This window comes from Streptomyces monomycini, from assembly GCF_022271435.1.
GTDB classification, from domain to species: Bacteria; Actinomycetota; Actinomycetes; order Streptomycetales; family Streptomycetaceae; genus Streptomyces; species Streptomyces monomycini.
The window spans coordinates 12,315-34,756 of the sequence record NZ_JAFIQY010000065.1 but is presented as its reverse complement, the minus strand read 5'-3'; the positions used below and the strand labels follow the sequence as shown (position 1 = coordinate 34,756).

At 72.9% G+C, this 22,442-nt stretch carries 16 protein-coding genes; 10 read left to right on the top strand and 6 right to left on the bottom strand.

Annotated elements, in window-relative coordinates; translation table 11 throughout:
• Positions 1-262: 262 nt before the first annotated feature.
• On the top strand, positions 263-646 hold the full coding sequence (locus JXZ78_RS38550; protein WP_030023562.1) for a tetratricopeptide repeat protein: 384 nt from the start codon (positions 263-265) through the stop codon (positions 644-646).
• 55 nt (positions 647-701) lie between these two features.
• Here JXZ78_RS38550 and JXZ78_RS41220 read toward each other — a convergent pair whose 3' ends face one another.
• Together JXZ78_RS41220 and JXZ78_RS38540 are read right to left on the bottom strand one after the other, a co-directional pair.
• A complete protein-coding gene (locus JXZ78_RS41220) occupies positions 702-1,079 on the bottom strand; it encodes a DUF6343 family protein (RefSeq protein ID WP_372498488.1) in 378 nt (125 codons plus the stop codon).
• Between the two features lie 197 nt (positions 1,080-1,276).
• A complete protein-coding gene (locus tag JXZ78_RS38540) occupies positions 1,277-2,815 on the bottom strand; it encodes a UvrD-helicase domain-containing protein (RefSeq protein WP_030023561.1) in 1,539 nt (512 codons plus the stop codon).
• Positions 2,816-3,234: 419 nt separating this feature from the next.
• Between JXZ78_RS38540 and JXZ78_RS38535 the strand changes: the two genes are divergently transcribed.
• From JXZ78_RS38535 to JXZ78_RS40935, 5 genes are all read left to right on the top strand, one after another.
• Positions 3,235-6,288: an SCO1167/SCO6262 family helicase gene (locus tag JXZ78_RS38535; RefSeq protein ID WP_275128653.1), complete on the top strand. Its 3,054-nt coding sequence runs from the start codon at positions 3,235-3,237 to the stop codon at positions 6,286-6,288.
• Complete coding sequence (locus JXZ78_RS38530; RefSeq protein WP_030023559.1) at positions 6,285-8,003, top strand: SWIM zinc finger family protein; 1,719 nt, start codon at positions 6,285-6,287, stop codon at positions 8,001-8,003. The genes JXZ78_RS38535 and JXZ78_RS38530 overlap by 4 nt, the downstream gene beginning before the upstream one ends.
• Positions 8,000-10,039, top strand: coding sequence for a helicase-associated domain-containing protein (locus JXZ78_RS38525; protein WP_050502907.1), 2,040 nt, complete (start codon positions 8,000-8,002; stop codon positions 10,037-10,039). Before JXZ78_RS38530 ends, JXZ78_RS38525 begins: the two co-directional genes overlap by 4 nt.
• Positions 10,040-10,231: 192 nt before the next feature.
• Positions 10,232-10,690 carry a hypothetical protein gene (locus JXZ78_RS38520; RefSeq protein WP_030023557.1) on the top strand — a complete coding sequence of 153 codons (459 nt, stop codon included), beginning with the start codon at positions 10,232-10,234 and terminating at the stop codon, positions 10,688-10,690.
• Positions 10,683-13,097, top strand: coding sequence for a tetratricopeptide repeat protein (locus tag JXZ78_RS40935; RefSeq protein ID WP_050502911.1), 2,415 nt, complete (start codon positions 10,683-10,685; stop codon positions 13,095-13,097). The genes JXZ78_RS38520 and JXZ78_RS40935 overlap by 8 nt, the downstream gene beginning before the upstream one ends.
• On the opposite strand, the gene JXZ78_RS38510 is transcribed toward JXZ78_RS40935, so the two are convergent.
• Positions 13,081-15,036: a hypothetical protein gene (locus JXZ78_RS38510; protein ID WP_238783674.1), complete on the bottom strand. Its 1,956-nt coding sequence runs from the start codon at positions 15,034-15,036 to the stop codon at positions 13,081-13,083. The two genes, JXZ78_RS40935 and JXZ78_RS38510, sit on opposite strands and share 17 nt — an antisense overlap.
• Positions 15,037-15,118: 82 nt before the next feature.
• Here JXZ78_RS38510 and JXZ78_RS38505 point away from each other — a divergent pair, with 82 nt between their 5' ends.
• Positions 15,119-15,757 carry a nucleoside/nucleotide kinase family protein gene (locus JXZ78_RS38505; RefSeq protein ID WP_030023552.1) on the top strand — a complete coding sequence of 213 codons (639 nt, stop codon included), beginning with the start codon at positions 15,119-15,121 and terminating at the stop codon, positions 15,755-15,757.
• A 93-nt stretch (positions 15,758-15,850) separates the two neighbouring features.
• Entirely contained in the window at positions 15,851-16,450 is a 600-nt protein-coding gene (locus tag JXZ78_RS38500) for a DUF1349 domain-containing protein (RefSeq protein ID WP_030023550.1), read from the top strand.
• Between the two features lie 51 nt (positions 16,451-16,501).
• Here JXZ78_RS38500 and JXZ78_RS38495 read toward each other — a convergent pair whose 3' ends face one another.
• From JXZ78_RS38495 to JXZ78_RS38485, 3 genes are all read right to left on the bottom strand, one after another.
• The gene (locus JXZ78_RS38495) at positions 16,502-17,044 is read right to left on the bottom strand and encodes a DUF1697 domain-containing protein (RefSeq protein WP_030023549.1); all 543 of its coding nucleotides are present in this window, start codon (positions 17,042-17,044) and stop codon (positions 16,502-16,504) included.
• Between the two features lie 133 nt (positions 17,045-17,177).
• On the bottom strand, positions 17,178-17,726 hold the full coding sequence (locus tag JXZ78_RS38490; protein ID WP_050502906.1) for a methylated-DNA--[protein]-cysteine S-methyltransferase: 549 nt from the start codon (positions 17,724-17,726) through the stop codon (positions 17,178-17,180).
• A 111-nt stretch (positions 17,727-17,837) separates the two neighbouring features.
• Positions 17,838-18,719 (bottom strand): glycerophosphodiester phosphodiesterase, encoded by an 882-nt coding sequence (locus JXZ78_RS38485; protein WP_030023545.1) that lies wholly within the window; start codon positions 18,717-18,719, stop codon positions 17,838-17,840.
• A 499-nt stretch (positions 18,720-19,218) separates the two neighbouring features.
• Here JXZ78_RS38485 and uvrB point away from each other — a divergent pair, with 499 nt between their 5' ends.
• Both uvrB and JXZ78_RS38475 read left to right on the top strand, forming a co-directional pair.
• Entirely contained in the window at positions 19,219-21,348 is a 2,130-nt protein-coding gene (gene uvrB, locus JXZ78_RS38480; protein WP_030023544.1) for an excinuclease ABC subunit UvrB, read from the top strand.
• Positions 21,349-21,819: 471 nt separating this feature from the next.
• On the top strand, positions 21,820-22,398 hold the full coding sequence (locus JXZ78_RS38475) for a TerD family protein (RefSeq protein WP_030023542.1): 579 nt from the start codon (positions 21,820-21,822) through the stop codon (positions 22,396-22,398).
• Positions 22,399-22,442 lie beyond the last annotated feature (44 nt).

Genomic DNA, 22,442 nt, shown 5'->3' with positions numbered 1-22,442 from the left:
GATGCCCCGCCATCCCGGTGCCCCGCCGCCCCGGTGCCCTGCCGCCCCAGTGCCCCGGTGCCCCGCCCTCCTGGCAACCGAACGGCCCATACGAACACCTGACGCCATCAGGTTGCGGGCCGCTCGAGTGGGGAATGCGACGGGCAACGCGCTTGTTGAGCCGCACGTAACGCCTGCCGAGCGGGTGACGCATGGGCTTGCCCGTACCGAAACGGCGAGCCTTGTGCGGCTGATGGCCCGTGGCACGGGAAAGGAGACGGCCGTGGCCGAACGCAGCCCCGAGACGAACGTCATCGACTTCCGGGCCGCCGAGCAGTTGCTGGCGGCCCGCGACCCGCGCGGCGCCGTGCAACTCCTGGACCCGGTCATCGCCGCGCACCCGGAGAACACCGCCGCCCGCCTGCTGCGCGCCCGTGCCTTCTTCCTCGCCGCGCAACTGCGTCCGGCCGAACTGGAATTCCAGATCGTCCTGGAGCGCGAACCGGACAACGCCTTCGCCCACTTCGCCCTGGCCCGCACCCTTCAGCGCGCCAATCGACCGGAAGAAGCCCAGCGTCACTTCCGCCTGGCCGCGGCTCTCGACCCCCGCCCCGAATACATCGAGGCTGCCCGCTTCGAACCCTCGGAAGGCTCGGAAGAGGCGTAAGGCTCGACTCGCCTTGGCCTGCCCTGACCCAGCCCTGGCTCGCCCGAGGCCGTCCCTAGCGGCCGTCGCCTATTCGTCCTCGGCCACCTCCTTCCCCGTTGTCGTCCTCGTTCCCGTTCGCGTCCGTCCGGTCTCGGCCCCGGTTGCCCGGGCCGCGGCCGTCCGGCCGGCCGCCACCCCGACCGCGGTCGGGTGGGCTGAGGCACGGTGGCCCGGCGCCAGAGCCGTGGTCCGGTTCGTACGGGGGCACATCTTTTCCCGGCTGGTAGTGCGGCCCTTGGTGGATGTGCCGTATCACCATCGCCAGATCCGTCGCGGCCAGTGCGGTCACCACGGCGCACGCTGCCGCCCACCCCGGCCTGCCGGCCAGTACGAAAGCCACCGTGCCCGCCGCGGCCCACAGCATTCCCCACAAGGCCAGCCCACGGCGCATCTTCAACGGGCTGCGTGCTTGAAGAGGCTCGTTACCGGTACGCATCGCCCATCACCACTCACCACTCCTCACGCATTGCTTTCTGCAGACCGTTCGTGCGGTGTCGAGGTATCTTCCAGGGTCCTCCTGATCCGGGGTCCGCGTCATGTGGCCCGAGTGCGACCCGCCGCGTGCCCGGCCTCTGGTGTGCCGGGCGCTCACGGTGATCCTCTGGGCAGGTTCGGGTGAGGGTCGCCGGCCGGGTGGCTGTTGAGCCATGACAGACCGCCGATGTCCAGCCGGGCCCGGGCCCGCGTGACCGCTACGTAGGCCAGGCGCGCTTCCGCGAGGTCGACGGGCCCGGGGAGCGGCTCTCCGCGCTCGTCCCGTTCGTCGAGGTCGTCCGGGCCCGTGAAGTCGTCCGCGATCCGGACCGTCGGCCACTCCCGCCCTTTGGCCCGGTGCGCCGTCGAGACGGTGACCTCAGCCGCTTGCTCCTCCGACAAGCGGTCCAGTGCTTGCAGTACGGCCTCCGTTCCGTGCTCGTCGACCAGTTCGACCAAGGGCTGGAGATCCCGCCCCGACGGGTCGTACCCCGCGTACTCCCGCAGCTCCTGCCAGGACTCGAAGAGCATCAGTTCGGGGTGGGACGGACGGCGGCCCGATCGGAGGTCGTGCGCGGACTGCGCCAGCGCGGCCAGCGCTCCCCCGCCACCCGCAAGTGCCACCCGGCGGCCTTGTTCGAGCTGGCGTATCACCTCCACCATCGCTCCGACGTTGGTCCGGCACAGGACCGCGTCCGGTCTGGGGACCTTTCCCAGCTCCGTGACCAGCCACGGTGAGCCGTCGAGCCGGATCGGGGCGGCGACGATGGCCAGCCAGCGGTTGGCCTCCGCGGCCAGCTCCGGGCCGAAGCGGAAGGACCGGGACAGGGTCAGCTGTCTTCCGTCGAAGGCACTCATCACGTCGCGTGCTCCGCGCCAGCCGTAGATGGCCTGTGCGGAGTCCCCGACCATGACCAGCTGGGCATGCCCGCGCTGCGAGGTGAAGATCTGCTCGACCACGGGGTTGGTGTCCTGGGCCTCGTCGAGGAGAAGGAAGTCCGCCGCGATCTTCGGGCCGCTGAGTGCCCATATCTTCAGATAGTGGTCGTGCTCGAAGCGCACGGTGCCCCGTCCGGGATGCTGGAGGTCTGCCCAGGCCTTGCGGGCGAACGGCAGGACGACCTCCGACAACTGCCCGTGCAGCACGTCCGTCTCGGCTCCGCGCAGCCGGGGCACATGCTGGTCCGTTAGATCCGGGTCGGCGGACTGGCAGAACCGGGAGACAGTGCGCAGGGCCGAGTACGACAGGGCCTTGTTGCTGATCCGGCGGGCACCGAGGCGGACGGTCATCCCGGTGTCGATGCCCAGGGCGGCGCCGATGCGCCAGCTCGCCTGTCGTGGAGCGTTCAGCCGGGCCCGGTAGTCCTTGCCTACGGAGGCGTACGCGAGCGCGTGGGCCGTACTGCAGGTGACGTGGTCGGGAAAGCGCCGGGAGGCGTCCCGCGCGATCGCTTTGTTGAAAGCGATGTAGCGGCCCTGCCCGCACGGCGGGCGTCCACGTGGGGGCGGGCAGTCGGCCAGCAACGCGAGCGTCGTGGTCTTGCCTGTGCCTGCTCCGGCCTGGATCACGAGGTGGTCGCCCGTGCGGAAGGCGTCCGTGGCGGCGGTCTGCTCGGCTGTCGGGTGGTGTGTGCCGGTGGTCGGACGATTCATGACGGGTCCCCTCGCCGTGGCTTTTTCGTCACTGTGTGTGACGACGGAATCGACGGTAGCCGATCGCGAGCCGGCCGTGGGATTTCTCTCGCGGCCTGTGGATAACTTCGCTCCAAGGCTCGTCGGCGGGGCCGTTGTCAGTGCCGTCTGCTTCCATCGATCTCACGTGGTCCGAGCGGTTCCGGGGCTCGGTCGTGGTGCTGTCGGCGGGGTTCCGGCTTCGGTCCGTCACCGTCGTCGGCCGGCTGCGGAAGGGAGGGGTGGGCGTGGACGACCGTAAACTCGCAGGTCGAGGTGTGGGACAGCCGAGACGCGAGCGGCGAACGGCAGGACCGGGAGCGGGGGCCGCAAAGGGGGCGGGGGCAAGTCAGGCGCGACGGGTACGACGGGTGCGACGTGAGCTAAGGAAAGGCGACGGCATGGCGGAGAGCGGAGAGGCAGCGGGACAGCGGGTGACCGCCGCCGGACTGCCGTCTGCCGGGTCTGCCGGCGCCGCAGGTCGCGCGGGGCGGGGGGAGCGGCAGGAGCAGGAGGAGCGGGGGAGTGCGGACGCTTCCGCGTTGGTTCGCTGTGCCGCGGTGTTCCTGCCTGCCGAGCCACCTCGGGCCGGCCGGTTCGCTTTCTGGCGGCCGGACGGTGGCCCGCTTCCGAGCACTTCCCCGGCCGCGGAGGACGGCGCGGGGGCACCCGGCCCGACGGGGGCGGACAGTGCGGCAGGGGAGGCAGGGACGACTGGTGCGGCGGAGGCCGCCGAGCTCACGGTCGCGCGGCGGCACGGCAACGGTGCCCGTAGACGTACGGTCCCCGCGGTGCTTCTTCCCGTCGCCGAAGCGGTTCCCCTGCTGGCCCGCGCCCGGCACGACCCGTCCGCTCATCCCGCCGCGGCCTGCTGGGGCGCGGCCGTCCTGCATGCCCTGAACCTGGCCGCGCGTGGCCGCCTCCTGCCCGGACTGACCGACCGGGACCTCGACGCGTGGCGCGCCGGACCGCTGGAGCCCGAGGATGTCGCGCACCTGCGGGCGGTCGCCGCCGCCATGCCGTCCGAGGGGTACGCCGTTCCGCTGCCCGACAGCACTCCATTGCAGCTCCACGACCCTGCGCTGCTGGTCAGGGCTCTCGTGGACGCGGTGGCGGACGCGCTGCCCCGTACGCCGGCGGCGGCATACCTGACCGGCGCCCCTTTCGCGGCTGCGGCGCCGCAGTACCTGCCCGGCGCGCGGGACTGGGCTGCCGAGGTGGCAGCCGGCGTGGATGCCGGGGTGCGGCTGTCGCTGCGCCTCGATCTGGCCGCCCACGGGCTCTTCGACATGAGGGCGGAGCCCGGGGCGGTGGAGGGCGACACCTCCGCCGAGGCTGCGGCGGATCATGTCGCCGCGGAGGAACGCAGCGCCGCGGCAGCCGTTCTCCAGGTGCACAGCCTCACCGACCCCACCCTTGTCACCGACGCCGTACAGCTGTGGGAGGGCGAGGGCCCCGACCATTTCGGCCCGCGCGCCCGCGTCGACACCCTCCTGGCCCTGCGCCGGGCCGCCCGCGTCTGGCCCCCGTTGTCCCGTTTCCTGGAACGGCCGGTTCCCGACGTCCTGCCGCTGGCCGAGGAGGAGCTGTACGAGCTGCTGGGCGACGCGTCGCCCCGCCTGGCCGCCGCCGGCATCGCCGTGCACTGGCCGAAGGAGCTGGCTCGCGGACTGACCGCGGCCGCCGTCATCCGCCCGGCCCCCGGCTCCGCGGCTGACGGATTCGGTTTCTTCGACACCGAGAAGCTGATGCAGTTCCGCTGGCAGGTGGCCCTGGACGGCCAGCCGCTCTCCGAGGCGGAGATGGACGCTCTCGCGGAGGCCCACCGGCCCGTGGTGCGGCTGCGCGACCAGTGGGTGCTGGTCGACCCGGCGCTCGTCCGCAAGGCCCGCAAGCGTGAGCTGGGCCATCTGGACCCGGTCGACGCCCTGGCCGCGACGCTGAACGGCTCCACCGAGGTGGACGGCGAAGAGATCGAGGTGGTGCCCCTGGGCGCCCTCGCCGCCCTGCGCTCCCGCCTGACCGGCGATGCTCCCGTACTGCCGCAGCCCGCCGGGCTGAACGCGACCCTGCGCGACTACCAGCTCCGCGGCCTGGCCTGGCTGGACCGGATGACGACCCTCGGGCTCGGCGGCTGCCTCGCCGACGACATGGGCCTGGGCAAGACCATCACGGTCATCGCCCTCCACCTCCACCAACGGCCCACCGCCCCCGTCCTCGTGGTGTGCCCGGCCTCCCTGCTCGGCAACTGGCAGCGCGAGATCGAGCGCTTCGCCCCCGGCGTGCCCGTACGCCGCTTCCACGGCACCGGCCGCAGCCTGGACGACGTGTCCGGCGGCTTCGTCCTGACCACGTACGGCACGATGCGTTCCAGCGCCGCCGCCCTGGCCGCCCGCCCCTGGGCCTGGGTCGTCGCGGACGAGGCGCAGCACGTGAAGAACCCGCGGTCCTCCACGGGCAAGGCGCTGCGCGGCATCAAGGCCCCGGCGCGCATCGCCCTCACCGGCACCCCCGTCGAGAACAACCTCTCCGAGCTGTGGACCCTCCTCGACTGGACCACTCCCGGGCTCCTCGGCTCCCTGAAGACCTTCCGCGCCCTGTACGCCCGTGAGGTCGAAGGAGGCGAGGACCCGGAAGCCGCCGAACGCCTCGCCCGGCTGGTCCGCCCGTTCATCCTGCGCCGCAAGAAGTCCGACCCTGGCATCGCCCCCGAGCTGCCGGCCAAGACGGAGACGGACCACCCGGTCGCGCTGGGCCGCGAGCAGGCCGCGCTGTACGAGGCGGTCGTCCGCGAGACCCTGGCCCACATCGAAGCGGCCGAGGGCATCGCCCGCCGCGGCCTCGTGATGAAGCTGCTGACCGCCCTCAAACAGATCTGCAACCACCCCGCGCAGTACCTGAAGGAGGCCGCTCCCGGCCTGACGGCCCGTTCGGGGAAGCTGGAGCTGCTGGACGAACTGCTCGACACGATCCTCGCCGAGGGCGGCGCGACCCTGATCTTCACGCAGTACGTGGAGATGGCGCGCCTGCTGGAGAAGCACCTCACCGCGCGCGGCATCGGCAACGCCCTCCTGCACGGCGGTACGCCCGTGCGGGTCCGCGAGGAGATGGTCGACCGGTTCCAGTCGGGCCGTACACCGGTCTTCCTGCTGTCGCTGAAGGCGGCCGGCACCGGACTCAACCTCACCCGGGCCGGACATGTCATCCACTACGACCGGTGGTGGAACCCGGCAGTCGAGGAACAGGCCACCGACCGGGCCTACCGCATCGGCCAGACCCAGCCGGTCCAGGTCCACCGGCTCATCGCCGAAGGGACGGTCGAGGACAACATCGCGGAACTGCTGACCGCCAAGCGGGCCCTCGCGGACGCCGTCCTCTCCGGTGGCGAGACCGCCCTCACCGAACTGACCGACGCCCAGCTCGCCGACCTCGTCTCCCTGAGGAGGGCCGCATGAGCCGCCACCCACGTCCCTTCCCTGGGGGCGGCGCCGACCGCTTCCCGCCGCCGGGCGAAGACGTGCCTCCGGCCGGCCGTTCCGGCCGCGGCCCCGGGCAGGGCCGCCCGGGGCTCGCGGCAGGACACCTGCCGGGGCACCTGGACCGCTCCGACCGGTCACGGACGTTTCCGCCGCTGCCGCAGCGTTCCGGCGCCCGAGGGCTGTTCGCCGAGTCGTGGTGGGGAAGCGCCTGGCTGGACGCGCTGGAGACCACGGCCCTGGACAGCGGCCGCCTCGCCCGCGGCCGTACGTACGCGCGGGACGGCAACGTCGACACGATCAACATCACCCCCGGGCGCATCGCCGCCTCCGTACGAGGCAGCAGGCCGCGCCCGTACAACGTGGCCATCCGCCTCCAGCAGCTCGCCGACGACGAATGGACCGTCCTCCTGGACTCGGTGGCGGCCGAGCCGGCCCAGCTCACCGCTCTCCTGGCCAAGAAGCTGCCGAAGGCCGTCGCCGAAGCGGGCGTACGGCTGCTGCCCGGCCCGGGCGACCTCGTACCGCGCTGCTCCTGCCCCGACCACGGCAACCCCTGCAAGCACGCCGCCGCGGTCTGCTTCCAGGTGGCGCGGCTGCTGGACGCCGACCCCTTCGTCCTGCTCCTCATGCGCGGCCGCGGTGAACGCGAACTCCTGGACGAGCTGTCCCGTCGCAACGCGACACTCACCGCCCGCGAATCGCGCAGCGCGCAGCTCGCGCCGCCGGGCACGGCTGCCGGGCCGTTGTTGTCCGACGCCCCCAGCGGCCCTCGCGCCGACGCGCGGGCGGCAGCTGCCGCGGGCCGGGCAGCGAGAGCCGGCACCGCGCCGGGTGCTTCCGGAGACGTGGGGGAGAAGCGGGCGAGTGAGGGCGCGGAGGCGGAGTACGCGCCGGATTCCGCGCCGTCGGAGCCGGTCCGGCAAGTCCGCGCGCCCCGCGGAGTGCCGGCCCGTGCTGCTCTGGCCGACAGGCTGCTGCCGCCTCTACCGCCACCCATGCCCCTCCCGTCACAGCCCGGACATGCCCCTGCCCTCCCGGACGCCGACGGTCTTCCGCTGGACCCGGGCGCCCTCGAATTCCTCGCCACCGACGCCACGACCCGGGCACACGCCTACCTGAGCCGCATATCGGCCACCACCCCGGAGCCGCAGGCCGGCAGGCCACGCTCCCCGCTCGCGTACCCGGCCGGGCCGGGACTCCCGCCCGCATCCCCGGCCGAGGCGAGCCTCTCGCAGGTGTCCGGCAGGTCCCCGTTCCCCGCCCTCACACCCTGGCAGGACGGCATCAGACTGGCCGCCGGCGCCCACCCCACCGCCGGTCTGACCTCCACCACCCGCGCCCTCTACCGCGACCTCGCCGCGGCCACCGGCCGTACCGTCACGGACGTGGCCCGCGCCGTCGCGGCCTGGCGTCAGGGCGGTCTCGAAGGGTTGGAACTGCTCGACATCACCTGGAACCCGCCGGCCGGTGACTTCGACCGCGCCCGCAGCGCCCTGACCGCCGCCGGCCTCCCCGCCCTCCGGCCCCGGTACAACCACCTCACCGACCCCGCCCGTGGCATCCAGCTCCGCTTCGGCCACGACAACCGCTGGTATCCGTACGAATCCGACCCCGGCACCGAGGACTGGTGGCCCACCGGCCGCGCCGACGCCGACCCCGCGGGGGCCCTCACCGCACTGCTCGGCCGATGACTAACCTCAAAGCCGTGGAAGGTCTCGACACACTCACCCGCTCCCTCGCCCAGCGCACCCCCGACGAGCTGGCCGCCCTGCTCACCCGGCATGCGGAACCGCTGTCCCGCAGGCCGGCACCGACCAGGCTCCGCGAGCTGGCCGGCGCCCTCTGGTCGTACGAAACCCTCCACCACACCGTCCTCCATCTCGACCACCCCCGCCTCCATGTGCTCGCCGCCACCGCCCGCATCAGCCAGGACCTGGCCCGGAGCGCCGCCCCCGTACCCGCGGCCCCCACGGCCGGAGCCGACTACCAGTCGTTGATGGCGCACCGGCTGTCGTTCCCGGACCTGGCCACCGAACCGGTCCCGGTGGACGACGCCTTCCGGGCCCTCGGCGCCGCCGACCCCGGCCCCGCACGCGACGCCGTCACCACCGCCCTGGAACTCCTCTACGCGGACGGGCTCGCCGCCCCCACCGAGGACGGCGCCATCGTGGTCCCGCCGCGTACGCCGCAGCTCCTGGCCGCCCATGACCTGGGGCCCTTCACCCCCGCCGCCCCGCGCTTCCCGGAAGCCGCAGCTCCGGAAGCCGTGACTCCGCAAGCCGCAGCTCCGGAAGCCGCCGAGCCGAGCGCCGGCGCCTCGGAAGCGCTCGCCCCCGCCTCCCTCCGGGACGAGTCCCAGGCCGCCGCGTCGGCCCTCGCCACCATCCTGGACCGGCTGCTCGCCGCGCTCGCCGCCCAGCCCGCCGCTCTCCGCAAGACCGGTGGCCTGGCGCTGCGCGAGATCAAACGGCTGGCCAAGGCGGCGGGGACGTCCGAAGCCCGTACCCGCCTCCTGCTCGACCTCGTGCTCGCCGCCGACCTCGTCGCCCTGAAGCGGACCCCCGCCGGCATCACGGCGGTGCCTACCGGGGCGTACGACGCATGGCTCACCAAGGCGCCCGGCGAGCGGCTGGCGCCGGTCCTCACCGCCTGGACCACTCTCTGGGCCGTCCCCACGTACACCCCGTTCGGCGAAACCCCCACCGCCTTGGTGCGCGGCGAAGACCGGCACGCTCCGGCGCTGCGCCACGCGCTCCTCAAAGCCCTGGCCGGCGCCTCGGCGGATGAGCAGCCATCCCGGCCATCGGGGGGCACGCCGCTCTTGTCCCGACCGTCCGAGGTGTCCGGGCCATCCGGGGCGTCCCAGCCCTCCGGGGGGTTCGGGGCATCCGGGTCGTCCCGGCCGTCCGGGGCGCCGGACCACCGGCCCGACCTGCCCGCTCTTCTCCACGCAGCGGCCTGGCACCGCCCGTTGGCGGTCGTCGGCGAGCCGCTGGCCGAGGACCGCGCCGCGCACATCCTGGACGAGGCCGCCTTCCTCGCGCTCGTCGCCCATGGCGCTCTGACCCCACTGGGCCATGCTCTGCTCGCCGTGTCCCCCGGGGACCCCGACGCTCTCCGCTCGCACCTCCGGGAGCTGCTTCCGCCACCCGTCGAGCAGGCCCACTTCCAGGCCGATCTGACGGCCGTCGTGCCGGGGCCTCCGGCAGCGGCCCTCGCCGGCCTGCTGTCCTCGGCCGCCGACCGGGAGTCCGAAGGGCATGCCGTGACCTGGCGGTTCACCCCGGCATCCGTACGCCGGGCGCTCGACGCCGGACACACAGCCCCGGGCCTGCTCGCCGCACTTGCCGAGGTGTCCGCGACGGGCCCCCTGCCGCAGCCCCTGACCTACCTCGTCCAGGACGCCGCCCGTGCCCACGGCCGGATGAGGGTACTGCCCACGGCCTGCTGCATCCGTTCCGACGACGAGGCCCTGATCCGCGAACTCGCCGCCCACCGCGCCCTCCAGGCCCTCGGCCTGCGCGCCATCGCCCCCACGGTCCTCGCCAGTGCCCGGCCGCCCGCCGAGACACTCGAAGCGCTCCGCGGCGCCGGTTACGCCCCCGCGCTCGAATCCGAAACCGGCACCGCGTCCGTCGAACGCGCCACCGGCCACCGCGCCGGTGTCACCTCGTCCGCCTCCGCGACCGCGCCCCTGGCCCTTGCCCGACGACTCCTTTCGGGGTGACGGAAGCGGCGGAGGACGGTGACTGTCAGTGGGGTCAAGTAGCTTGGGAGAAGTAGGAGTCGGAGGGGCGAGCGGAGGGAACGGGCGAAGCGGGCGGGGGACACCTTCCCCTACCGTGGCAGCGACGCACCGTGACAGCGAGCCCGTCCGTACACCTCGTACGGTTCGTACGGCGGGAACAAGGGGGGACCGATGGACGCGGAGTTGACGGCGCTCGCGACGGCGGGGGCGACGGCGCTGGTGCAGCAGATGGTGACCGAGGGCTGGACGCAGGCGCGGCAACGGGTGGCGGCGTTCTTCTCGCGGCGCCGGGGCGGCGGTGAGGAAGAAGCGCTCGAAGGAGAGCTGGAAGTGTCGCGCACGGAGCTGGTGACCGCGCAGCGCGACGGTGACGAGGACGGCGCGGCCGACGTGGCGGCCGAGTGGCGGGTGCGGCTGCGGCGGGCCCTGCGCGACGACCCGGCGGCAGCCGAGGAGTTGCGGCGGCTGCTGGCGGAACTGCGGCCGGACGAGGGCACCAGGATCGAGGTGCGAGAGGTGCACAACTCCATCAGCGGCGGAGTGCACCACGGGACGACCATCCAGGCCGGTGTGGTCACCCGGCTGGACCGGCGCGGCGGCGGGTTCGGCGAAGGGCCCGCTCGTGGCTGACCGGGAGCCGGGCGCCCCTGACCCCGTTCCAGCCGCCGCCGGTGTGCGCAACGAGATCAGCGGCGGGACGGTGTACGGAGCCGTCGTACAGGCCCGGACGATCGGCACGGTGACGATCCAGGAGACCGCCCCGGCGATCATGCCGGGCGCACCGGTGCCTCGTACGCTGCCTCCCGGAACCCGCCATTTCGTCGACCGTGACGCCGTACTGGCCGAGGTGACGCGCTTACTGGACGAGGCGTCGCCGAGGAGTGACGCCGACGGTGCGGGGGACGTCGGAGCTCCACTCGTGGTCGTCCTGTGGGGGCCGGGCGGCGTGGGCAAGTCGGCCACCGCCCTGCGCCTGGCCGCCGCGCTGCGCGGACGATTCGGGCAGGGCGAGCTGTACGCGGACCTGCGCGGGGCGTCCGCCACGACCGCTGCCGCGCCGTCCGACGTGCTGTCGCGCTTCCTGCGGGACCTCGGGGTCCACCGGGACTGGATACCGGCGGACCCCGACGCCCAGGAGAGCACGTTCCGCAGCGTGACGGCGGACCGGCGCATCCTCACGGTGCTGGACGACGCGCATTCCGCCGCGCAGGTGCGGCCGTTGCTCGCCGCGGCACCGGGCTCCCTGACGATCGTGACCAGCCGGGCCGACCTCGGCCGCCTCGTGATCGAGTACGGCGCGCACACCGTACGGCTCGGACCGCTGCGCACCCCCGACGCGGTGGGGCTGCTCGCCCGTCTGGGCGGTACGGGCCCGGGTGTCGAGGCGGTGGCGCGGCGGTGCGGCGGCATGCCGCTCGCGCTGTGCGCGATCGGGGCACGCGCCGCCGGCCGGCGACAGCCGGACTGGGAACTGCTGGAGCGCGAGATGAGCACGAGCGGCGACGACGGGGACGACGAGGCAGCGCGAGCCCCCTACGGAGGGGACACGGCGGCCGACGCCACACCGTCCGCCTCCCCGGACTCCGCAGCTGCCCCCACCGCACCGGCCGCCACCCCAGCCACCTTTCCAGCCGCCGCACCGGCCACCACCCCAGGCACCGCGCCGGACGAGCCGATGCGCGGCGCGATGGACGCCTCGTACGGGCATCTCTCGGAGGCCGCGGCCCGGCTGTTCCGGCTGACGAGTCTGCGACCGTGGCGGCATGTGACGCCGGGCGCCGCCGCGGCGGCCGCAGGGATACCCGAGGACGCGGCGGGCCCTCTGCTCGCCGAACTCGCCGACGCGCGGCTGCTGGAGGACGCGACCGGCGCGGAGCGCGCGACGGAAGCCGGGCCCGAGGGCCGGATCGACGCTTCTGGCCAGGCGCGTTACCGGTTTCACGACCTGTGGCGGCAGTACGCGCAACAGCGTGCGCTGACCCAGGACGGCATCGCGGGGGCCGCGGCAGCCGTCCGCCGTACGCTGCTCTGGTACCTGCGGGCCGCGGCCGCGGCCGACGCGTGCGTGCTGCCCGGCCGCTGGCACCTGGGGCCCGCGTACACACGGCTGGCGGGCCGGCCCGCGGCCTACGAGGACGGCATCAGCGCGCTGGCCTGGCTGCGGGACGAACGGGAGAATCTGGCGGAGGCGGTCCGGGCCGCTGACGACCACGGACTCGACGACCTGACGTGGCAGTTGTGCGAGGCCATGTGGGGACTGCACCTACGGCTCGGCTACCACCAGCAGTGGGTCTCCACCCACCGGCTCGGCGTCGAGGCCGCCGTCCGGTGCGCGGAGGAGTGCTCCGAGGCCGAAGGGCGGATGCGCGCCCAGCTCGGCTTCGCCCATCTGGGACTGGCGGAGTACGGCCAGGCGCGGGCGCAGTTCGCGGAGGCGGCCGCGGCGGACCGGCGGGCCGGACACGTGCGGGGTGAGGCGACGGCGGTGGAGTCCCTGGGACTGCTGCACCTGCGGCAGGAACGGTGGGGCGAGGCCGCCGAGTGCTTCCGGTCGGCCAGGCGCCTGGCGCGGCAGGTCGGCGACCCGCGTGCGCTGGCCCTGCTCGAACACCACCTCGGACGGTCGCTCCAGGGCATGGGCCGCTACGAGGAAGCGGTCGTTCAGCTGCGGCACGCGCAGGAGCTGATACGCGCGCTGCCCGACCCGTACAACGAGGCCAGGGTGCTGATGAGCCTCGGACGGACCCTGCTCGACGCCGGACGTGCGGAGGAGGCGGACGAGCCGCTCGGGCGCGCTGCTTCGGTCATGGCGGCGGAAGGCTCGGTCGTCCAGCAGGCGGATCTGGCGGAGCTGCGCGCCGACCGGGCCGCCTTGGCCGGGGACGCGGCGGGTGAGATCCGGTGTCTGCGAGCAGCGCTCGACTGCCACGAGAGAACGGGATCACCCAGGACCGGTGCCGTACGGGCACGGCTCGACGGGGTGGAGGCGGCCCGGCGGAGGGTGTCTCCGGAGGGGGAGGTCAGCGAGGAGGAGTGATCGTGACCTGCACGTGGTGGCCGGTGCCGCCCGTGACCACGACCAGGCCGTCGAGAAGTTCCTCGACGGGCTTTCCGCGCTCGTACCAGGCGTAGAGGGCCGAGGCGTAGACGGCTGGATCGCACAGGTCGAGGTGGCCGTCCGCGCCGGGCGCCGCGGTGAGGGTGACCAGACGCCCGTCCGGAATGCGTACGAGGCAGGTGTCCGGCGCGGTGACACACGCGGCCATGGCGCAGTGCCGGTGACGTCGCATCGCCTCCTGCGTCCACGCCGCGGGTTCGGGCCGGGAGTCGTGGAGCACCAGGTCGGCGAGGGCGAGCCGGGTGGCGTCCGGGACGTCCTCATGGACGGCGGTGTGGGCGCCGGGGTGCGCAGGGGTGTGTGAGGTGGCGTGGGGAGAGGCGTGGGATGCGGTGGGGGCGGCAGGCGGAGGTGAGGCCGGGGCCGTGGTCGGCTCCGGGCTCGGGGCCGGAGGTGGGTACGTTGCCGCGCCGACGCCTTCCGCATGGCGGGTGACGGCTATCTCGGGATGCGCGGCGGGGCGGTGGTCGCGCAGGTGGGTCAGGACCTGGAGGGGGGCCAGGAGCGGAGAGGCGGGCGGGATGTCGGAGGGCAGACCACCGTACGAGGGATCGAGCAGCCGCGGCAGGTAAGCCGGAGTGCCGGGCTCGGCGAGGCCGATGAGGCCGTAGAACGTGCGCCGGAGCAGAGCGGCCGAGCCGCCCGGAGAGGAACTGGCCAGGGCGGTGAGCTGGGCGTAACGGTCGGGGCGGTGGCGGGCCAGCAGCTCGTCGAGCTGGGGGAGGAGCGGTTCGTACGGGTGGAGCCGGGGAGCCGTGCGGCCCAGTTCGGCGACGGGCGACGCCGGGTCGAGGTCTGCCTCCGGAAAGGCGCCGAGCAGGACGGGCGTGCCGAGGGCGGCCGCGTAGTACGTCACGCTGCCGTGATCGCCTATGACGGCGTCGGCGGCGGCCAGGACCTGCCGCCACGGCCCGAGCGGCGGGACGACGGTCAGCCCGGCCTGCTCGGCACGGCGCAGCCAGGCACGTACCTGACCAGGGCCGTGACCGTGCCAGATGTTCGGATGCAGGACGGCGCAGCAGCGGTGGGAGTCGACGGGCAGTTCGCGGGTGAGGCTCTCCAGGAGCCGGGGGAAGACGTCGTCGGCATCGCCGAACAGGGAACGCGGCCCCCAGGTGGAGTTGACGACGACGAGGCGCTGGCCGGCGGACACGCCGAGGGCGCGGCGGAAGCTGTCCCGGTGGGGGAGCGCGGCCAGCAGGCGGTCGAAGCAGGGGTCACCGGCCAGGACGGCGGTACGGGCAGCGGGCGGGCAGGCGTGGCGGAGGCGTGCGAGCTGCTCGGGGTGGGACAGGACGGTCGCCGTCGCGACGGGCACACCGTCCCGCAGCAGCCACTCCGGTGAGAGCCCGAAAACCGGCGCTCGCCCGGCATCCCCCCTCCGGCCCCGGCTCCCGGTGTCCGGTGTCCGGTGTCCGGTGTCCGGTGTCCGGTGTCCGGTGTCCGGTGTCCGGTGTCCGGTGTCCGGTGTGGGGAGCCTCTTATTGTAGCCGATGCCGTGCGACAGGATGGCCAACTTCCCTCTGATGAGGTGCAGTTCACCGCCGTAGCTCGCGCTGACCGCCAGGTCCACCGGGGTCTCCACGGCCTGCTCCCAGGGCAGGACCGGCAGCCCGGCGTCCGCCAGCAGTTCCGGTACGCCGTGCAGATACGGCGAGGAACCCGTACAGGTGGCCAGGCACTGGACGCGCGGGTCGGCGTCGAACAGAGGGAGCACGTCCAGGAGCCGGGTGGCGGAAGTGACGTTGTGCACCACGAACAGGACGCGCGCGGCCCTGACCCGGGTGGACCACTGCGGCGCCTCCGGGCCGACCGGAACCCGCAGCCACCTCTGCCCGTCCGTGACCGCTTCCCCCACACGCCTCACCCTTCACCCCTGGCTCGACCGGCAACCCTAACCGGTGTGCTCGCCCGCCCGCCGCGCCCGGCACAATGAAGAAGTGCGGCTCGAAGCGATCACCTGGGACCGGCTGACGGACGCGCTCGCCGAGCGCATCGGTGCGACGGCGTCGGCGGACGGCGGGCCATGGCTGCGTGTCGCCGTCGACGGGGCGCCGGCCGCCCGCCCGGCCGGCGTTGCCGGACGGCTCGCCGAAGCGCTGCGGCTGCGCGGCAGGCCCGTACACGTCGTCGCGGCCGACGGCTTCCTGCGGCCCGCCTCCCTGCGCCTGGAGTACGGGAAGGAAGACCCCGACGCGTATTACGACACGTGGTTCGACCGGCAGGCGCTCTGGCGGGAGGTGCTCACACCACTCGACCCGGGCGGCACGGGGCGGGTGCTGCCGGATCTGTGGGACCCTCGGACGGACCGGGCCACGCGCAGCCCGTATGCCGAACTGCCGCCGGGCGGCGTACTGCTTCTGCACGGTCCGCTGCTGTTCGGCCACTGGTTCCCCTTCGACCTGTCGGTCCATCTGAAGCTGTCGTCCGCCGCGCTGGCCCGCCGCACTCCGCAGGACGAGCGGTGGACGCTGCCCGCCTTCGCGCGGTACGAGGTGGAGGTGCGGCCCGAGGAGGCCGCCGATGTCGTCGTGAAGGCGGACGATCCCGACCGCCCGGCCTGGAACGGACACGGCTGACCCCGCCGCTGACAACCCGTCACGGCTGAGGGCAGCGCCGGTTGGCGTGAGCCGATCACCACGACGCGCGGAAATCCGGGAGGGGCGCTGCGCATGGCGGACATCGGCTGGGACACGGACGCGGCGCGGTGGCTGAACCCACCGCCCGAAGCGGTGCGGGAGCCGGCGGCGACGGGCGGCGGCACGCTGGTCGTCACAGCCGCCGAAGGGAGTGACTTCTGGCGGCGGACCAGTTATGGCTTCGCCCGGGACACCGGCCACGCACTGCTGACGGCCTTCCCCGCGGACTCGGCCGTCGAAGTCTCCTTCATCGCCGCCTTCGACGAACTGTACGACCAGGCCGGGGTGATGGTGCGGGTGGACGACCGCACCTGGATCAAGGCGGGGGTGGAAATGAGCGACGGCGCGCCCCAGCTGGGCGCGGTGGTCACCCGTGAGTGGTCGGACTGGTCGCTGGCGCCCGTACCGTCCTGGGCGGGGCACGAGGTCACGGTGCGCGTGAGCCGCAGCGGTGACGCGCTGACCGTACGGGCGCGGCGTGAACAGGAGCCGTGGCGCATGGTGCGGCTGGCGCCCCTCGACCCGGAGGCGAAGGCGACCGCCGGGCCGTTCTGCTGCGCGCCGCAGCGGGCCGGTCTGCGGGTGCGGTTCACCCGCTTCGCCACGGGTCCGGCCGATACCTCCCTCCACTGAGCGGGCCCGGCCGATGCGTCCCTCCACTGAGCGCCCGCCGCGCCGGGCCGTTCAGGCGTCGGCCAAGGCCAGCAGCCTGGTCACCGTGTTCCAGTTGCGGGCCGTGGCCATCACGCCGAGCCGGGCGCGGGACACGGCCTCGGCGAGCCTGGAGCGGCCGATTCCGCCCGGGCACCACAGGTACAGTTCGCGGCCGATCAGTCGCAGCCGGTCCGGGGCGTAGGCGCCGGAATCCAGCGCCGCCAGCGGGGCCACGTCGGCGGGTATGCCGGACAGAAACGTCACATGCAGGGTCTTCGGCTCCGCCTCCGCCTCCGGGAACGGATTGGCCGCGACGGTGGCGGCCAGTTCGTCGCGCGTGCGGACCATCACCGGGACGGGAAAACCCAGGTCGTCGGCGATCCGCGCCTCGATGCGGCGGGCGGTCTCAGCGGGCGGCGTGCCCGGGTCGGCGAAGACGATGTTGCCGGTCTGCAGGAGAACCGTCACGTCCGTGTGGCCCAGCGAAGCGAACAGCTCGCGCTGCTGCGCCATGGGGAACTTCTTGTGGCCTCCGACGTTGATGCCGCGGAGCAGGGCTACCTGGCGGGACATGGCAGATGCGCGTCTTTCGTTCGGGCGGAGCGAGAGGACGGTGGGCGCGGGGCCGAGGGAACCGGGGCGCGAGGCCGTCGGCGTGACCGGTGAAGGGCAGCGGTACGGGACCGAGGGGCCCGGCCTCCGTCCGTCAGAAGAGAGGCTGCGGGAGGACGCCCTCCAGAGCCAGCAGCCGGCGTTTGGTCTCCAGGCCACCGCCGAAACCCCCGATGCCGCCGTCACTGGCCACCACCCGGTGGCAGGGCACGACGACCGGGAGCGGGTTGGAGCCCATGGCCGCGCCCACCGCACGGGCGGCGCCCGGTTCACCGACCCGGTCGGCGAGATCCTGGTAGCCGACCACCGTGCCGTACGCGACGCCGGCGGCCAGTGCCCGCAGCACCCGCTCGTTGAAGCCCGCGGACAGGGACCAGTCCAACGGGACGGTGAAGGTGTGCAGACCGCCGTCGAAATACCGGGTCAGCTCGTCGGCCGCCGTGGCCAGGTGGGGTATCTCCGGGAGCGGTTCGCGGCCGAACGCCTGCCGGAGACGGTCCAGGGCGCGGCGGGTGGTGCGCTCGTCCGCGTGGAATCCGACCAGCGCCAGCCCTTCGCGGGTCGCCGCGAGCAGCAGCGGGCCGATGGGGGTGTCCAGCACGCGCCAGGCCCAGTCGGCCTGCTGATCACGCTCTGCGTTCATCACGGCATCAGCCTATGGCCTGCCACTGACAACGCCCCCGGAACCGGGTCCAGGGACGTTGCCGACAGCGGCACCGGGGCCGGCCACCGCCCAACAGCCAGCAGGTACGCCCTAGCGGTCCTCGCCCTCCAGGGCGTTCCGGACGACGTCCGGCTTGTTGCTGATGATGCCGTTCACGCCCTGTCCGGCGGCCTTGACCGCGCCGGCGGCGTCATCGACGGTCCAGGTGAAGACCTCCAGCGGCCGGCCATGCGGTCCCTTGATCTTGTGCACGGCCGCGACATAACCGGCGTCGATGGACTTGTACTGGGGGTTGATCTGGTCGGAGAAGGCCGCGTACTTGGGCAGCTCGGCGACGGCGGGCGTGCCGAGGAAGCCCGTCTTGACGTCGGGGCGCAGGCTGTGCACCTTTTTCACCGAGCCGGCGTTGAAGCTCTGCACGATCAGCCGGTGCTTGACGTGGTGGCGGTCCAGCCAGCCGTCCTCGCGCAGCTCCTTGAGGATCTGCCGCTCGATACCGGGGTAGAGCTCGGGCGCCTTGATCTCCATCAGCAGCTTCTGGCCGTTGTCCTCGACCGCGTCCATGTAGTCCTCCAGCGTCGGCACCCGCTCGCCGGCGAACTTCGGGCCGAACCAGCTGCCGGCGTCCAACTGCTCGATCTCCGCGAGCGTGAAGTCGGCGACGTTCCAGGGCGCACGGCCCGGGAAGACCTGCTCGGCGTCGGTCGTCCGGGCGAGCGACGTGTCGTGCACGACGACCAGCTCGCCATCCTTGGTGCGCTGGACGTCGTTCTCCACCCACGCGACCCCGAGGTCGGCGGCCGCGTCGACGGCGGCGAGGGTGTTCTCGGGCGCGTAGGCGGAGGCGCCCCGGTGGGCGACGACCTCCACTCCGCGGTGCCCGTCGGCGGCCTGCGCGCCGGTGGCGGGGAGCAGGGACGCGGCCAGGCCCACGAGCGCACCGGCGACAGCGGCGACAGGACGGATACGCATACGGACTCCTAGTGACGGCGTGGAGGCGGACGCGTGCCGGGACCGGGGCCGGGCCCTGGCGGGCCGGTCGGAGCCGGGTACGCGGCCGCCGTCCCGGCTTCGGTCGGCCGGGAGCGGAGCCGGAACCCCTACGGGGAACACGGTGGATCCGAGGTCGGACGCGCAGAGAGTCGCAGCCGGGATGTACCGGAAGACAGGCGTCTGATGGACAGAAATTGAACGAGAAGTGTCCTGTGCTCCGTGTTTGAAGGCCTCGGTCCCGTGATCCCCTCACCCGGCGCGCAATATCCGTACGTGCCGGGCCCGGCCCGGAGTGCGAAGCCCCGGCCGCCACGCCCGCGGGCCGGGGAAAGGCCCGCCCGGCCCCGCTGGCCGGTTCTGGGCTTGTGTCCGCCGCGGCCCGGCCCCGCCGGACGCCGCCCACCGCCGTCCGTCGGCGGAACCGCTGGTCGGAGCGTTTTCCGGCCGGTTGTCAGTGGGGAGTCGTACGGTTGGTTCCATGCGGCCCGTATCCAAGATCGAACGCACGGTGGCGCCTTTCGAGGTCGTCAGCCCCTATCAGCCCAGCGGCGACCAGCCGGCGGCCATCGCCGAGCTGGAGCAGCGCGTCAGCGGTGGTGAGAAGGACGTCGTCCTGCTCGGCGCGACCGGTACCGGAAAGTCGGCGACCACCGCGTGGATGATCGAGAAGCTGCAGCGTCCCACCCTCGTCATGGCGCCCAACAAGACCCTCGCGGCGCAGCTCGCCAACGAGTTCCGTGAGCTGCTGCCCAACAACGCCGTCGAGTACTTCGTCTCGTACTACGACTACTACCAGCCCGAGGCGTACGTCCCGCAGTCGGACACCTACATCGAGAAGGACTCCTCGATCAACGAGGAGGTCGAGCGGCTGCGCCACTCCGCGACGAACTCCCTGCTCACCCGGCGTGACGTCGTCGTGGTCGCCTCGGTCTCCTGCATCTACGGCCTGGGCACGCCCCAGGAGTACGTGGACCGCATGGTGCCGCTCAAGATCGGCGACGAGATCGACCGCGACCAGCTGCTGCGCCGCTTCGTCGACATCCAGTACACCCGCAACGACATGGCCTTCACCCGCGGCACGTTCCGCGTCCGCGGCGACACCATCGAGATCTTCCCGGTCTACGAGGAGCTGGCCGTCCGCATCGAGATGTTCGGCGACGAGATCGAGGCGCTGTCCACGCTCCACCCGCTGACCGGCGAGGTCATCAGCGAGGACGAGCATCTGTACGTCTTCCCCGCCAGCCACTACGTCGCGGGTCCCGAGCGCATGGAGAAGGCCATCGCCGGGATCGAGGCGGAGCTGGCCGAGAGCCTCGCCACGATGGAGAAGCAGGGCAAGCACCTGGAGGCCCAGCGCCTGCGGATGCGGACGACCTACGACATCGAGATGATGCGCCAGGTCGGCTCCTGCTCCGGCATCGAGAACTACTCGATGCACATGGACGACCGCGCCCCCGGCACCGCGCCGAACACCCTCCTGGACTACTTCCCGGACGACTTCCTCCTGGTCATCGACGAGTCGCACGTCACCGTGCCGCAGATCGGCGCGATGTACGAGGGCGACGCCTCCCGCAAGCGCACCCTGGTCGAGCACGGCTTCCGGCTGCCGTCCGCCCTCGACAACCGGCCGCTGAAGTGGGAGGAGTTCCTGGGGCGGGTCGGCCAGACCGTCTACCTGTCGGCGACGCCCGGCTCGTACGAACTCTCGCGCTCCGACGGCTATGTGGAACAGATCATCCGCCCGACCGGCCTGGTCGACCCCGAGGTGATCGTCAAGTCCACCGAGGGCCAGATCGACGACCTGGTGCACGAGATCCGTACGCGTACGGAGAAGGACGAGCGGGTCCTGGTCACCACCCTCACCAAGAAGATGGCCGAGGACCTCACGGACTACTTCGTCGAACTGGGCATCCAGGTCCGCTACCTGCACAGCGACGTGGACACCCTGCGGCGCGTGGAGCTGCTGCGGGAGCTGCGGGCCGGCGAGTACGACGTCCTGGTCGGCATCAACCTGCTGCGGGAGGGCCTCGACCTGCCCGAGGTGTCGCTCGTGGCCATCCTGGACGCCGACAAGGAGGGCTTCCTCCGCTCGGGCACGTCCCTGATCCAGACCATCGGCCGGGCCGCCCGAAACGTCTCCGGCCAGGTCCACATGTACGCGGACAAGATCACCCCGGCGATGCGCCGGGCCATCGACGAGACCAACCGCCGCCGGGAGAAGCAGCTCGCGTACAACAAGGAGAAGGGCATCGACCCGCAGCCCCTCCGCAAGAAGATCGGCGACATCGTCGCGACCCTCGCGCGCGAGGAGATCGACACCCAGGAGCTGCTGGGCACCGGCTACCGCAAGGGGGCCGAAGGCAAGGATGCCAAGGGCAAGGCACCGGTGCCCGCGCTGGGCGGGAAGGCGGCCAAGGGCAAGGCCGCGAAGGGCGGCACACCTACCGACCGGCCGGCCGCGGAACTGGCCGAACTGATCGAGGAGATGACCGACCGGATGCGGGCCGCCGCCGCGGAGCTCCAGTTCGAGGTGGCCGCCCGGCTGCGCGACGAGGTGGGAGAGCTGAAGAAGGAACTGCGGCAGATGAAGGAGGCGGGGCTGCGCTGAGGGGGCGAGGGCGCGAGACGGGGTATCGGCGAGGAGGCGATTGGCGGGGGGAATCGGCGAGAGGCTGGTCGGTGAGGGGGCGACTTCGCCGAAGGGGTGCTCCCGGTGACGGGGCGGCCGGGCTGACGGGGTCGGTCGGGTGGCCGGGCTGGCGGGTTTGGTCGGGTGGCCGGGCGTACGGCGGTTGCCGCCTGTCGTCATGTGGCGGTTCCGGCTCGTCGGCGTACGGCAGATCGGCTCGCCCCGGCCGGGTGGCGGCGGGGTGCTCGGCCCGTTGCTGCCGTACGGCCCGGGCTTGTCCCCGCGCCGTTGGGAGAGGGATCGCCCGGCGCTACCCGAAAGAGGCGGGCTGTGTTGCAGGAACGCCACAAAGCGCGGGGCAGGTGCGTGCCGGGGGCGGGCCGTGCATAGGGTCGGGGGAAGCCGTCGGGGAGGCGGCGACGGGGAGAACAGAGCGAGAGGGGACGGCACGTGTCGGTCAACTTGTCCAAGGGGCAGGGCATCAGCCTGGCGAAGTCCGACGGGGGGACGCTGACCGCGGTACGGATGGGGCTGGGCTGGCGTTCGGCGCCCCGCCGCGGCCTGTTCGGATCGCGCACCCGGGAGATCGACCTCGACGCCTCGGCGGTGCTGTTCGCCGACAAGCAGCCGATGGACGTCGTCTTCTTCCAGCACCTGATCAGTGACGACGGGTCGGTGCGGCACACCGGCGACAACGTGGTCGGCGGCGCGGGCCAGGGCGGGGACGACGAGGCGATCCTCGTCGACCTGTCGCGGGTGCCGGTGCACATCGACCAGATCGTCTTCACCGTGAACTCCTTCACCGGACAGACCTTCGCCGAGGTGCAGGACGCGTTCTGCCGCCTGGTCGACGAGACCACCGGCCAGGAACTCGCCCGCTACACCCTCACCGGCGGCGGTGACTACACCGCGCAGATCATGAGCAAGGTGCACCGTTCCGGCAGCGGCTGGCAGATGACCGCGATCGGCGAACCGTCCGAAGGCCGTACGTTCAAGGACGTCGTCCCGGCGATCCTGCCGTACCTGTAAGCACGCACCAGCCCCGTCGGCGAGCACGGGGCGCACGACATTCC

What these genes read in the sequence shown, in the direction of transcription:
- JXZ78_RS41220 (WP_372498488.1), bottom strand. Translation starts at nt 1,079, where the DNA reads ATGCGCCGTGGGCTGGCCTTGTGGGGAATGCTGTGGGCCGCGGCGGGC.
- JXZ78_RS38540 (WP_030023561.1), bottom strand. Translation starts at nt 2,815, where the DNA reads ATGAATCGTCCGACCACCGGCACACACCACCCGACAGCCGAGCAGACC.
- JXZ78_RS38535 (WP_275128653.1), top strand. Translation starts at nt 3,235, where the DNA reads ATGGCGGAGAGCGGAGAGGCAGCGGGACAGCGGGTGACCGCCGCCGGA.
- JXZ78_RS38530 (WP_030023559.1), top strand. Translation starts at nt 6,285, where the DNA reads ATGAGCCGCCACCCACGTCCCTTCCCTGGGGGCGGCGCCGACCGCTTC.
- JXZ78_RS38525 (WP_050502907.1), top strand. Translation starts at nt 8,000, where the DNA reads ATGACTAACCTCAAAGCCGTGGAAGGTCTCGACACACTCACCCGCTCC.
- JXZ78_RS38520 (WP_030023557.1), top strand. Translation starts at nt 10,232, where the DNA reads ATGGACGCGGAGTTGACGGCGCTCGCGACGGCGGGGGCGACGGCGCTG.
- JXZ78_RS38500 (WP_030023550.1), top strand. Translation starts at nt 15,851, where the DNA reads ATGGCGGACATCGGCTGGGACACGGACGCGGCGCGGTGGCTGAACCCA.
- JXZ78_RS38495 (WP_030023549.1), bottom strand. Translation starts at nt 17,044, where the DNA reads ATGTCCCGCCAGGTAGCCCTGCTCCGCGGCATCAACGTCGGAGGCCAC.
- JXZ78_RS38490 (WP_050502906.1), bottom strand. Translation starts at nt 17,726, where the DNA reads ATGAACGCAGAGCGTGATCAGCAGGCCGACTGGGCCTGGCGCGTGCTG.
- JXZ78_RS38485 (WP_030023545.1), bottom strand. Translation starts at nt 18,719, where the DNA reads ATGCGTATCCGTCCTGTCGCCGCTGTCGCCGGTGCGCTCGTGGGCCTG.
- uvrB (WP_030023544.1), top strand. Translation starts at nt 19,219, where the DNA reads ATGCGGCCCGTATCCAAGATCGAACGCACGGTGGCGCCTTTCGAGGTC.